Below are 12,856 nucleotides of genomic sequence, written 5' to 3'. Positions count from 1 at the left end.
TCAATAGTGGCACATGGTCATAAGCCTGATGAGAAAATTGTTTATGTTGGGGATACCCGCGTACGTGCTAAAACCTCACGTTTGCCTCAACCGGATTTTTCAGCCTATCCCGGAAAGTCGGAAGTATTTATACCTAACTTTCTTTTAAAAGAGTGGATGGTTGCTGTTGTTTGTCTAGTTGGTATATTGGTATTGGTTATGTCCGAAGCTGCTCCGCTTGGCTATCCGGCTGATCCGACTAATACAGCGTTTATTCCAATGCCTGACTGGTACTTCTTATTTATGTACCAGTTGCTTAAATATCCTTATGCTTCTGATAAATTCGTTGTATTCGGTACGGTTATCGTTCCAGGTATTTTATTCGGTGGATTGATGCTCGCACCATTCCTCGATACAGGTAAGGAAAGACGTTTTTACAAACGTCCTATTACAACAGCTTTGATGCTCTTAAGCTTAGTGGCCGTTACGTACCTGACGGTAGTATCCTGGTCCCACTATCAGCATGAATTGAAAGATAAGAACATTATTCCTGAACATATTAAACGCGAGCAAGAAATGCATGCTGGAAAAGGCGAAAGCGGCGGCGGTGCAGCCAAGAAGCCTGCTGCAGCTGCAGCAATTGTTGCTGCTGATGATCCAGCTGCTGAGATCTACAAAAAATCAACTTGTCTTCAATGCCATGGCGGCGAGTTAAAAGGTATGCCATCTTCCGGTATCCCAGCTTTACGGGGTGTCGGCGACAAGCACAGTAAAGATGAGATTATGGGCATCATCAAAAAAGGCCAAGGCAATATGGGCACGCAGTATGATGCGAACATTGCTAAGGGATTAACCGATGCAGACATCAATAAGCTGGCTGAATGGTTAGGAAAGCAAAAAGCACAATAATTCATGGACCTGACCGTACGATCGGTCAGGTTTTTTTATAATATCATTCTTTATAAGTTTTCAGCCGTGCTGAACAAGTCTGATATTGCAAGAAAAGCCACCGCTAAGAGACGAATGTATCTTCATCGCTTCATCGTGCGGGCTTTGAATTGAAGCTTTTCTTTTACAATTTTTGCTTTGAAGCTTTCAACCAGTAGAAGTCATACGGGAGGAACCTCTTTTGTTGAGCATGTCTATAAAGACTTATTTCTCAAAGGCGTTTTTATCAAGCCGCTTCATGCTTTGGAGTTTATTCTGGATCAATTTGCTTGGCACGATATACGGATATCAATGGTATTGGAAGCAGCTGACTTATACAGCGGAAACAATGTCAGCTATATTTCTTCCCTTCGTACCGGATAGTCCGACTGCAAGTCTATTCTTTACAGCGGCTATAGGTTTTTTGCTTATGGATTCATATCTGTTGAGGGGTACAGAACCCCGATATAAATGGATTCGGGGAATAGTCGAAGCTTTCGCCGTAATCACTTCCTTCAAGTATGGGATATGGGCTGTGAGCATGATTTGGGCAGGGGTTTATCAAGGGGATTCGGTTAGCTGGCAAGATTGGATGCTTACTATCTCCCATCTGGGTATGGCTGCTGAAGCACTTTTATATTTGAGATTATATACTTATCGCCCGCTGTCCATATTTCTTGTTGCCATTTGGGCATTTCTGAACGATTACATGGACTATGGCTATGGAGTTTACCCTTGGCTGCCTGAGTCGTTAGAAGACGATTTGAATGCTGTGGCCACATTTACAGTAGAGCTGAGCTTTGTAAGTGTAATTGTGGCATATGTGATGATGAAAATACGTTTGATTTTGGAAAAACGACAGCCTTAAAACTGGTCTAAATGTGGACATCCCCCCATACGATGATGGTAGGAGGGATGTCCGATGTGGTATTTTAGCCAATGGAAAGAGGTTGGCTTCATTTTGGCAGTTCTGCTTGGGGTTGGGCTGCTTGCAGGCTGTCAAAGTACAAGCAAAGGCTCACGTGAAGCGGCAGTACCAAAGCCAACGCAGGAGCAGCTGCAAAGAGTGGGGCTATTGAATCAAACAGCAGATGATATGTACAACAAGGTGATGCAGGGCGATTTTGCAGGTGGACGAGCAGTTCTTCAGCAGTTGGGCGATCAGATTCCACAAATCAGCTATGAGGGTATAACCTCAATTGAAGGACTGAACGCTTTAACACAAACAGTTACACAAGCTAATAAAGTTTTTAGCTCGGTAAAATTTTCTCCTGAAGAAGGTCAAGTTACAGCTGCCAAAATTCGTTTGGCGACAGATGCGCTAACTCATGCAACACAGCCAATGTGGCTTCAGTATTACAAATTGCTTCAAGAAGACATGGACCAATTGGAACAAGCGGCCAAGGAGCAGCGAAAAGCGGGGGTACAGAAGAGCGTGCTGCAATTCGAACAGCATATCTCTGTCATTCATCCAAGCTTACTGATTAGTCGTGAAGTGGCAGATGTAGAGAAGCTGGATTCTCTCGTCGGCTTTGTTTCGGGTCAAGCTCGTCAAGAGCAGGATAACTACAAACAGATCACTAATATATTGCCAACCTTGCGTCAGCATGTGGACAAGTTGTTTATGAAAAAAGCAGCAACAGCCTATTTACCCGTGATTGATCAGCAAAATCCGATCTTGTGGACGTTGGCAATAGGTTCCTTTATTATCGCAGCTTTGGCCTTTGCAGGCTGGCGTCTGGCTAAAAAGGATAATGGGGTTATACCAGTCCGCAAACAGGATGCAGATTAGGCAGAGGTTGCATTGCATTTCAAACAAAGTTTTATTAATTATTCCGGCTTAAAGCCTTCGCCCAAAACATCGTGGACCTCGTTTATTATAATAAACGCATGGGGATCGATGGAACGGGTTAAGTCTTTGAGCCTTTTCATTTCTTGGCGATACACAACACAATACACTACATTTTTATTTTGCTTCGAATAACCGCCGATTGCAGGGATGATAGTTGCTCCTCTGTCGGTTTGTTCAGAAATCATGGTGACGAGTTCTTCGGCATGATCGGTAATGATGGTAAATGAGCGTGCGGCATAGGCACCTTCAATAATAATATCGATTACTTTGGTAGTAATAAATACTGCAACAAGGGTATACAATATTTTTTCTTTAGGAATAAAAAAAAATGCAGTCCCAATAACGAGGCCATCGAACAATAAGATGACCTGACCCATACTCCAGCCCTTCCACTTTTGTCCGATTCGAGCTATAATATCCGATCCCCCGGTTGTCCCTCCGTAGCGAAAAACGAGCCCTAAACCGATTCCTAATGTAAGTCCTGCGTAAGCGGTAGCCAGAAAGTAATCATGCTCTGTTCTAAAGGGTACAATCCAGCTATGCTGAATCAACCATTCCATGATCCACAGAAAAAATGAGAGAGAAACAGTACCAACAATAGAATAATACATCGCTTCCTTGCCCAGAAACTTCCACCCTATAGCAAACAAGGGAACGTTGATAACCAATGTCGATATTGAAGGAGGAAATTGGAAGATGTAGTTTAAAAGAAGAGCGATCCCGGTTATTCCACCCTCCATCAATTCATTTGAGATGACGAAGTAATGCAATCCGAAAGCGTAGATGGCGGTGCCGAGCAAGATAGGAAGTAAAGCATGGAGTCTTTCCACCGAGTGCTTGGTTGACATAGGATGTTCAGCCTCCGCAGTAAATGTTTTTTCGTACCGCAAACTTTGAAACTTCAGAAATTGCCATACGGAACTTGTTATTTAGTATGCCTATCACACGCACAAAATAAATTTGTCATCCATAGATGTTTGCGATAACATGGATACTGACAACCTTATTTGCCGTTAGCGGCCAATGAGGATCAGGTTGAACAAGGATAAAGGTTGGTGAGATATTCGAATATGGCAGAACGTTCATTGCAAGAGCTGCAAAAAGAAGTGGATCAATATATTTCACAGTTTAAAGAAGGCTATTTTAGCCCACTCTCAATGCTTGCCCGTATGTCCGAAGAAGTTGGAGAATTAGCAAGAGAGGTTAATCACCAATTTGGCGAGAAACCAAAAAAAGCGACTGAAGCAGACAACTCTATTGAGCTGGAGCTAGGGGATATTTTGTTTATTACGATCTGTTTTGCGAACTCTTTGGGTATTGATTTGACAGAGGCGCATGATAAGATAATGCATAAATTCCAAACACGCGATGCCGACCGATGGACTAAAATTAACACCGATAGCTAATAAAATTCATATGCTATACCATCACCTTTTTTAGAGGGAGGATGGGCAGATGGACGGAGAAGAGCAAATTAAGAAGGCATACGAATCGATTTTAATGCATGATTTTGAACAGGCCATAGAATGGTTCGAGCAAGCCATTGCAATAGCCCCTGACAATGCTGCCTTCCATTACAAGCTTTCAATCACATATGCTAGAAGCAATAAGCTGGGTAAAGCCATTGAGCATGCCAAGGAAGCAGTTAGGCTGGAGCCGTTTGAGGAGCATTATCGATTCCATATCCAGCATCTGCGTGCTAAAGAATTGATCTTGCAGGCGCAATATTATTTTGATGAGCCTGAACAGCGGATATGGATGGCTGTAACATTGCTCCAGGAAGCAATAAAGCTGGATTCATTATCTTCTGAAGCTTTCTTGCTGTTAGGTCTTGCTTACTCTCGGCTGAAGGAGTATAGTCAAGCCATTCGGGCAATAAAAGAACTGCTGGTATTAGATCCACAACACGAAATTGGGAATCAATTATTGGCCGAATATCAATTAATGCTGAAACAATATATGAAATCCTGATCAAATAATTATTATCACTTGTTATTAGCAGATTTCTAGACGAAGGGAACGGAATGGATATGAGTCAGATTCGAGTAGCAGTAGCAGGAGCAAGCGGCCGTATGGGTCGGGAAGTAGTGAAAATGGTGCTGGAGGACGCTGATTTGCAGCTGGTTGCAGCTGTAAACCGTTCATCTGAGCTGGAGGTGGATGCCGGACGACTTGTTGGGCTGGACGCATGCGGCGTTATGCTCAGTACGGATCTGGAGCTAGCACTGGTAGAAGCCAGACCGGATGTGCTGGTTGATTTCACAACTCCTCAATCCGTTGTTGCTAATACGGCATTAGCTATTAAGCATAAAGTACGTCCTGTTATCGGGACGACGGGGTTTACGCCCGAGGATCTTGAAAACTTCGATAAACAATGTAAGGAGCAAGGCATAGGCGGCATCATTGCTCCGAATTTCTCCATAGGTGCTATTTTAATGATGAAGTTTGCTGCACAAGCCGCCAAATATTTACCTAACCTTGAGATCATAGAATACCATGGTGATCAAAAGCTGGACGCGCCATCGGGAACAGCGATCAAGACAGCGGAATTAATAGCTCAGAATCGCCAGGAGTTACGTCAGGGCAACCCTCGGGAAGAAGAAACGATTGAAGGTTCGCGCGGCGGATTATACAATGGATTTAGAATACATAGTGTACGATTGCCGGGAGTTTTTGCTCAGCAGGAAGTTATATTTGGAGCATTTGGTCAAACTTTAAAAATACGCCATGATTCCTATGACCGGGCAGGTTATATGCCAGGTGTTAATGTTGCTGTGAAGAAGGTTATGGAGCTAACCGGAATTGTGTACGGATTCGAGCATTTTATTGACTAATTTATATAAACATGAGGACTAGCCTAAAAAGGCTTTTTGCTCTATGTACTTATCGGGTAAGAATTATAAAGGAGCTTAAGAGGGATGTCCATGAAAATTGCATTAATCGCACATGATCGTAAAAAAGAAGAAATGGTTAATTTCGTGACTGCCTATGAGCAGGTATTTAAGCATCACCAATTGTATGCAACGGGCACTACAGGTACTCGAATTATGGATAGCACAGAGCTTCAGGTTCACCGATATATGTCAGGACCACTTGGAGGAGACCAGCAAATTGGTGCCATGGTAGCGATCAATGAGCTGGATTTAATCATCTTTTTGCGTGATCCATTAATGGCACAGCCTCATGAGCCGGATATCATTGCCTTGCTTCGTTTATGCGATGTGCAGGGGATTCCTGTGGCAACGAATATTGCTACAGCTGAGATTTTGGTGAAAGCACTGGATCGTGGAGATTTTGCTTGGCGGGAACTTGTACATAAATATAAGCAAGGTGAAATGGAATGAGCGAGCAGCTGGATATTCTTGTTTTCGGAGCGCATCCGGACGATGCGGAAATCGGAATGGGGGGGACTATTTACAAGCATTCATCTGCCGGTCAACGCGTAGGAATATGCGATCTGACCCATGCTGAAATGTCCTCTAACGGTACAGTTGAGATCCGTCAGCAAGAGGCGGCTCTCGCTTCTCAAATATTAGGATTATCTGCGCGTTCGAATCTCGGTTTACCTGATCGTGGGCTATGGATGAGTCCGGAATCCGTTAAAGAGATAACCTTGGAGATTCGCAAGCATAAGCCTCGAATTGTATTTGCGCCTTATTGGGAGGATCGGCATCCCGATCATATCGCATGCAGCAAGCTCGTTCAAGAAGCGGTGTTTAACTCTAAACTCCGCCGTTATGAACCCGAGACAGCAGCACATACAGTAGAGCAAGTTTACTTTTATTTTATCAATGATATTTATGAATCCGATTTATTGGTTGATATTACTGGAACGCATGAAGTGAAGATGCAAGCATTGAAGGCATACCGCACCCAGTTCGAAGCAGCGGGAGCAGCCAATGATTTTGTAAGGACTCCATTAAACCAAGGCTATCTCGAACGAGTGGAAGCTAAGGATAGGATGCTTGGTCAGAAGCATATGCTTCCATACGCCGAAGGTTTTGTAAGCAAGCTTCCTTATTTGATTGACCTATTTTAATTCATAACTGAAAAATAGCATAAGCTATATACTAACTTGAAAGCTCAGCAAAAGCTCACAGAGTAAGCTTTTGCTGATGCAATCACTCTTAGGAGGGAGCCCAATGAAAGAACGATTAAAGATCGGTATTACCTGTTATCCAACACTCGGCGGTTCTGGCGTTGTAGCGACGGAATTGGGCAAGCTGCTTGCTGAAAAAGGACATGAGGTTCATTTTATTACGCACAGTATGCCCTTCCGGTTAGGGAAATTCGATAAAAATATTTTCTACCATGAAGTTGAAGTTAACGACTATTATGTATTTAAATATCCTCCTTACGATTTATCCCTTGCAAGTAAGCTGGCTCAGGTTGCTCAGCTGGAGGAACTTGACTTACTTCATGTACACTACGCAATACCTCATGCGGTATGTGCAATTTTAGCTAAGCAAATGGTCGGCGATAGGCTGAAGGTAGTAACTACGCTGCATGGTACGGACATTACTGTTCTCGCACAGGATGAATCTTTAAGTGATTTGATCCGGTTTGCGATTAATCAAAGTGATGCTGTAACAGCTGTTTCGAAGGATTTAATCCATGAAACTCGCAGTCTTTTAGACATAGATAAGCCGATCGATCTGTCCTACAATTTTGTTGATAAAAGGGTTTACTATCCTCGCGAGGTTACGGCGCTGCGCAAGGAGTTTGCCCATCCCGACGAGAAAATTTTGATACATATTTCCAATTTCCGACCTGTTAAACGGGTTACGGATGTGGTCGAAATTTTTGACCGTGTAAGTAAGGATGTTCCGTCCAGACTGTTATTTGTAGGAGAGGGACCTGAGCTATCCAAGGTGCTTTGCAAAGTAAAGGAGAAGGGATTACTCGATCGAGTGACCTTCTGCGGTAAGCAGGACGATGTGGCTCAATTGTTATCCTTATCTGATGTAATGCTTCTGCCATCTGAGAAAGAAAGCTTTGGTTTGGTTGCTTTGGAAGCAATGGCTTGCGGGGTTCCTACAGTAGCCTCTGATGCAGGCGGTATTCCTGAGCTGATCACTCACGGGGAAAGTGGTTTTTTAGCGGAAATCGGCGATGTGGATCAAATGGCTCATTATACAAAAATGCTGTTAACGGATAAAGCCTTGTATGAAAAAATGACGGAGGCATGCTTGCACCGTGCCCGGTTCACATTCTGTAATGATGTTATTACCCGCCAGTACGAAGAGATTTATTATCGTGTACTTGGACTTCCGTTGCCGGAAGAACTTAAATTAAAACCATTGAATTGTTAAAAAGGTGATGGTTATGACGCAGGACCTGGAAAGAAAAGCAAAAAAAATCATCGGAAAGCTGATTGATGCTGGCTTTGAAGCCTATATGGTGGGCGGTTGTGTGCGTGACAAGCATCTGAACCGGCCGGTAAAGGATTACGATATCGCCACCTCAGCCAAGCCGGAGCAGGTACAGCAATTATTTCAACGAACCATTCCAACGGGTCTTCAACATGGTACCGTATCGGTGATGATGGAAGATAGCTTATTTGAAGTAACTACATTCCGTATTGAGTCCGGCTATGAAGATTTTCGCCGTCCCACAGAGGTCCAATTCATTGACAGCTTGTATGAGGATTTACGACGGCGTGATTTTACGATGAACGCAATGGCTCTGGATGTTGACGGGCAGTTGATTGATCCCTTTCACGGTGTAGATGATATGAAGAATAACCTGCTGCGTTGTGTAGGTGATGCGAATGAAAGATTCCAGGAGGATGCTTTGCGGATGCTTCGCTGCATTCGCTTCGCCGCACATTATGGGCTTGAGATCGAGAAGCAAACATGGGCTGCGCTACTTAGTCAAGCGCAGCTCTTAGAGCATATTGCCATGGAACGTGTGCGTATGGAGCTGGAGCGTATGATTGATGGTGCTGCTCCCGCTCATGCGGTTCAACTGCTTATGGACAGTCAGCTTCTGGAGTATCTCAAACAGACTCTGAGGCTGGCAGATTTGAAGCAGGTAAAGCTGGCCAGGGGCTGGAGCAGCCTCAAAGAGCCGCTTTACAAATGGGCCTATCTATATTTGTGTATAGGGGTTAGCGCGGCAGAAGCAGAGCTAGAGCTAAGGCAGCTGACCTTTTCCAAGCAACAATTGGAACAGGTGCGGCAGATCATAGCTGTTGCGCACCATTTGAGCCGTCAGCTTACTGACAAAACAGATGAAGCTGCTTTGCAGGAAGCCTGGAAGCTGTCGGCGGTAACGTACGGGCAACAGGCGGTTGTTGGATTGCATGAAATTGTGACAGCTGCTCCAGAGGTGCTGGCAAGGTTTGAAGTAGAAGCTAAGTGGAGTGAAATCTTAATTAAAAGCGGATTAGACTGGTTGAAAGACATGCCTGTTCATAGCCTAGAAGATCTTGAATTAGGCGGTAAGGAGCTGCTTGCTCATATTTCCAAACCAGCAGGTCCTTGGGTTTCAAGAGTACTAGCCCATCTGCTTCGCGAAGCAGCGCTTCAACGTTTGACTAACGAGAGAGATTTATTGCTAGCTGAAGCTGAACGTTATTATGAGAAGGTTCTTCAGCAGGAAAGTGGTACATATGAACATAAGTGAACAATTGGTACAGCTCTTTGAAGAAAAAGATGGAGCTTTTGTATCAGGCGAAGAATTAAGCGCTACTTTACAATGCAGCCGAACAGCGATTTGGAAGCATGTCGAGAAGCTCCGTAGTGCTGGTTATGTTTTTGAAGCGGTATCACGTAAAGGGTATCGTCTTGTTGAGAAACCGGATAAGCTGGAGCTAGCTTCCATTGAAAAGCAATTAAAGACTGAAGTGTTCGGACAAAATATCCACTATTACGAACAGCTGGGTTCCACTCAGACAAAGGCTCATGAGCTGGCAAAACAAGGAGCGGTTGAAGGTACTCTGGTTATTGCTGAACAGCAAACTGAAGGACGAGGGCGAATGGGACGTAAGTGGCATTCACCCAAAGGAAAGGGAATCTGGATGAGCATGATTCTGAAACCCCGCATACCTCTTCAGTTTGCCCCTCAACTAACCTTATTGATAGCTGTTGCTTTGTGCCGCGCCATCCGGCAGGTTACTTCGCTTCCTGCTGGAATTAAGTGGCCGAATGATTTGTTGATTGATGGAAAGAAAATCAGCGGAATCCTGTCAGAGTCTATTGCTGAGGACGAGAAGCCACTGTATGTCATTGTGGGAGTAGGCATAAGCGCCAATTTACGCGAGGATGATTATTCGGAAGAGCTTAAAGCTATCGCTACCTCCTTACAGATCGAGGCGGGAAAGCTAGTGGACCGTACAGAGCTGCTGTGCCGGTTTCTGGAGGAGCTGGAGACACTTTACGAATTATACCATAGTAAGGGATTTGAACCTGTTAAACTGCTGTGGGAGGCACTCAGCGTATCTCTGAACCGCAAGGTTCGCAATCAATCACCTCAAGGGCTAGTGGAAGGAATTGCTGTAAGTCTGGATGAGACTGGGGCTTTAATTGTGCAGCTAGAGGATGGTTCATTAACGAAATGGTATTCTGGAACGATTGAATTTATCCCCCTATCATCAGAATGAAAAGTTTGGTATAATAAGGCTACATCTGAGGCGGTATCTGTAAGGAGCTGCACTCGAATGGAACTTATGTTTAACTGATTGTTCTGACTTGCAACAACTTAATAAGATTTATGCTTGTATGTATGTCGGATTCTGCTCTGAGCCTAACGGACCGAGACAGAAGGATCATATGATTATTTTAACATGTGAACCTTTTCGCTCCTTGGGGCTAAAAGGTTTTTTTTGTTCATACTAAGCTTACAAATACGGATTTAGAAAGGTTGGTGTAGGAATGGAACAGAGAAAAGCCGTTACGACTAGCAAGTTAAAAAGAATGAAGGAAACCGGAAATCCGATTTCCATTATTACAGCTTATGATTACCCTTCTGCCATGTTAGCGGAGGAAGCGGGAGTCGATGCCATATTAGTCGGTGATTCCTTGGGAAATGTTGTTCTTGGCTATGACTCGACTATTCCGGTTACGTTAGAGGATATGATTTACCATTCACGCTCTGTTGTAAGGGCGGCACAGTCAACATTCGTCATTACAGATATGCCTTTTATGACTTATCACGGTAGTCTCGATCAAACGCTGCGTAACGCGGCGCGTATTATGCAAGAGGGTTTGGCTAATTCAATTAAGATGGAGGGGGGGCGGGAAATTACCGACGCCGTAAAGGCCTGTACGATGGCGGGAATACCGGTAATGGGTCATCTTGGGCTAACTCCACAATCCATTCATCAAATAGGCGGTTACAAAATTCAAGGCAAAAACTCAGCGCAAGCTCAACAGCTGCTTGAGGATGCAAAAGCATTAGAACAGGCAGGGGCTTACGCAATCGTATTGGAGCTGGTTACCGAGCAGGTTGCCGCGCACATCACCGAGCAGCTGTCTATCCCAACCATTGGAATTGGCGCAGGGCCACGATGTGATGGGCAGGTTCTGGTCTTTCATGATGCACTTGGCTACGGTTCTGAAATGGCGCCAAAACGGTTCGTCAAAACGTATGCGGATACCGGCAGTTTAATTCGAAACGGCTTAAAGCAGTATGTCAATGAGGTGAAGAGCCGTACCTTTCCGTCAGTTGACCATTCATTCCTTATGGAGGAAGAGGTTGCCGGTTTTTTATATGGTGGCGCTAAGAAATAGGAGGACTGAACTATGCAAACGATCCATACCATACATGAACTTCGCTCAGCAGTTAAACAGGCTAAAATGGACCAGCCTGGTATAAGAATCGGTTTTGTTCCAACAATGGGATTTCTCCATAAAGGACATGCCAGTCTGCTTGAGGCTGCTCGCACGCAATGTGATTTGGTTATATTGAGTATTTTTGTGAATCCTTTGCAATTTGGTCCGAACGAGGATTTTGAACGTTATCCTCGCAATGAGGAAGGGGATCTTGCCGTTGCGAAGGCAGCGGGAACGGATATCGTATTTCTGCCATCGGTTGAAGAAATGTACCCGCAACAGACCAGAACAATCGTCTCCGTGTCTCAAGTAACAGAAAGATTATGTGGAGCATCGCGTCCGGGTCATTTTGACGGAGTGGCAACGATTGTTTCCAAATTGTTTAATATTGTTCAACCGGATGCCGCCTACTTTGGTCTGAAGGATGCACAGCAAATTGCAGTCATTACCCAGATGGTGAATGATCTGAATATGCCCGTGGAGATTATTCCTTGTCCCATTCTTAGAGAGTCCGACGGCTTGGCTATGAGCTCTCGCAATGTATATTTACAGCCGGATGAACGCAAACAGGCACTTGTGTTATCCGCATCATTACAAATGGCGGAGGGTTTGATTCGTGAGCAGCGTACCAATATTGATTTAACGTTGCTTAATGAGACGATCACCAGGTCTATACTGCAAGCACCGCTGGCTGTTATTGATTATGTGGAAATACTAGCCTATCCATCATTAGAAACGATTAGCAGCTTGAAAAATGTTGAACAAATTATTATAGCATTGGCGGTAAAATTCGGAAAAACACGTTTAATTGACAATATTATTATTCGTCTTGTATAAATTAATGAAGAAAGTTTTCTTATGAAAACTTTAAGGAGGACTTCTAATGTTCAGAACTATGCTTAAATCCAAAATTCACCGCGCTACTGTAACAGAAGCCAATCTCAATTATGTTGGCAGTATTACCATCGATGAAGAGCTTATTGAGCTGTTAGATATGCTGCCCAATGAGAAGGTACAGATTGTCAATAATAACAATGGTGCCCGATTTGAAACCTACATTATCCCGGGTCCCCGTGGATCAGGAGTTATTTGTTTGAATGGTGCGGCGGCCAGAATGGTTCATGTTGGAGATACCGTAATTATTTTATCTTATGCGATGATGACGGATGAAGACGCAAGAAAGCATCAACCTCAAATAGCAATTATGGGCGAAAACAACCGAATTATAAGTGTTCTAAAAGAAGAAATTCATTCCACCGTCATGTGACGCATGAAAAAGGCCGCCGAAACAAAAAATGAAAGTATGCTCAACGTTAAGGTGGGA

General features: G+C 44.0%; 15 protein-coding genes. 14 read left to right on the top strand and 1 reads right to left on the bottom strand.

Features of this window, described 5'->3' with window-relative positions; translation table 11 throughout:
• Nucleotides 1-6 precede the first annotated feature (6 nt).
• The 3 genes from ACFQ0C_RS29120 to ACFQ0C_RS29110 all read left to right on the top strand — a co-directional run bounded on the left by ACFQ0C_RS29120 (nt 7) and on the right by ACFQ0C_RS29110 (nt 2,698).
• A complete protein-coding gene (locus ACFQ0C_RS29120; protein ID WP_379371954.1) occupies nt 7-888 on the top strand; it encodes a c-type cytochrome in 882 nt (293 codons plus the stop codon).
• 229 nt (nt 889-1,117) lie between these two features.
• On the top strand, nt 1,118-1,774 hold the full coding sequence (locus ACFQ0C_RS29115) for a DUF1405 domain-containing protein (RefSeq protein ID WP_379372123.1): 657 nt from the start codon (nt 1,118-1,120) through the stop codon (nt 1,772-1,774).
• 54 nt (nt 1,775-1,828) lie between these two features.
• On the top strand, nt 1,829-2,698 hold the full coding sequence (locus tag ACFQ0C_RS29110; protein WP_379371952.1) for a sporulation protein YpjB: 870 nt from the start codon (nt 1,829-1,831) through the stop codon (nt 2,696-2,698).
• Nucleotides 2,699-2,736: 38 nt separating this feature from the next.
• Here the strand turns inward: ACFQ0C_RS29110 and ACFQ0C_RS29105 are convergent, their stop codons facing one another.
• Nucleotides 2,737-3,606, bottom strand: coding sequence for a YitT family protein (locus ACFQ0C_RS29105; RefSeq protein ID WP_258216050.1), 870 nt, complete (start codon nt 3,604-3,606; stop codon nt 2,737-2,739).
• Nucleotides 3,607-3,828: 222 nt separating this feature from the next.
• Here ACFQ0C_RS29105 and ACFQ0C_RS29100 point away from each other — a divergent pair, with 222 nt between their 5' ends.
• From ACFQ0C_RS29100 to panD, 11 genes are all read left to right on the top strand, one after another.
• Nucleotides 3,829-4,164: a nucleotide pyrophosphohydrolase gene (locus ACFQ0C_RS29100; protein ID WP_258216051.1), complete on the top strand. Its 336-nt coding sequence runs from the start codon at nt 3,829-3,831 to the stop codon at nt 4,162-4,164.
• A 49-nt stretch (nt 4,165-4,213) separates the two neighbouring features.
• On the top strand, nt 4,214-4,729 hold the full coding sequence (locus tag ACFQ0C_RS29095) for a tetratricopeptide repeat protein (protein WP_258216052.1): 516 nt from the start codon (nt 4,214-4,216) through the stop codon (nt 4,727-4,729).
• 59 nt (nt 4,730-4,788) lie between these two features.
• Nucleotides 4,789-5,592 carry a 4-hydroxy-tetrahydrodipicolinate reductase gene (gene dapB / locus ACFQ0C_RS29090; RefSeq protein WP_379371949.1) on the top strand — a complete coding sequence of 268 codons (804 nt, stop codon included), beginning with the start codon at nt 4,789-4,791 and terminating at the stop codon, nt 5,590-5,592.
• Between the two features lie 84 nt (nt 5,593-5,676).
• On the top strand, nt 5,677-6,102 hold the full coding sequence (mgsA, locus tag ACFQ0C_RS29085) for a methylglyoxal synthase (protein ID WP_379371947.1): 426 nt from the start codon (nt 5,677-5,679) through the stop codon (nt 6,100-6,102).
• Entirely contained in the window at nt 6,099-6,797 is a 699-nt protein-coding gene (gene bshB1 / locus ACFQ0C_RS29080; protein ID WP_379371945.1) for a bacillithiol biosynthesis deacetylase BshB1, read from the top strand. The genes mgsA and bshB1 overlap by 4 nt, the downstream gene beginning before the upstream one ends.
• Before the next feature lie 103 nt (nt 6,798-6,900).
• Entirely contained in the window at nt 6,901-8,070 is a 1,170-nt protein-coding gene (gene bshA, locus ACFQ0C_RS29075; protein ID WP_379371943.1) for an N-acetyl-alpha-D-glucosaminyl L-malate synthase BshA, read from the top strand.
• Between the two features lie 13 nt (nt 8,071-8,083).
• Entirely contained in the window at nt 8,084-9,385 is a 1,302-nt protein-coding gene (locus tag ACFQ0C_RS29070; RefSeq protein WP_379371941.1) for a CCA tRNA nucleotidyltransferase, read from the top strand.
• Nucleotides 9,372-10,361: a biotin--[acetyl-CoA-carboxylase] ligase gene (locus tag ACFQ0C_RS29065; protein ID WP_379371939.1), complete on the top strand. Its 990-nt coding sequence runs from the start codon at nt 9,372-9,374 to the stop codon at nt 10,359-10,361. The genes ACFQ0C_RS29070 and ACFQ0C_RS29065 overlap by 14 nt, the downstream gene beginning before the upstream one ends.
• Nucleotides 10,362-10,632: 271 nt before the next feature.
• Entirely contained in the window at nt 10,633-11,490 is an 858-nt protein-coding gene (panB, locus tag ACFQ0C_RS29060; protein WP_379371937.1) for a 3-methyl-2-oxobutanoate hydroxymethyltransferase, read from the top strand.
• Nucleotides 11,491-11,502: 12 nt separating this feature from the next.
• Entirely contained in the window at nt 11,503-12,369 is an 867-nt protein-coding gene (gene panC / locus ACFQ0C_RS29055) for a pantoate--beta-alanine ligase (RefSeq protein ID WP_379371935.1), read from the top strand.
• 46 nt (nt 12,370-12,415) lie between these two features.
• Nucleotides 12,416-12,799 carry an aspartate 1-decarboxylase gene (panD, locus tag ACFQ0C_RS29050; protein WP_379371933.1) on the top strand — a complete coding sequence of 128 codons (384 nt, stop codon included), beginning with the start codon at nt 12,416-12,418 and terminating at the stop codon, nt 12,797-12,799.
• The last annotated feature ends 57 nt before the right edge of the window (nt 12,800-12,856 follow it).

The organism is Paenibacillus sp. GCM10027630 (assembly GCF_042676305.1).
Classification (GTDB): domain Bacteria; phylum Bacillota; class Bacilli; order Paenibacillales; family NBRC-103111; genus Paenibacillus_S.
The sequence above is the reverse complement of the archived record's forward strand: the minus strand, read 5'-3'. Positions and strand labels throughout refer to the sequence as shown.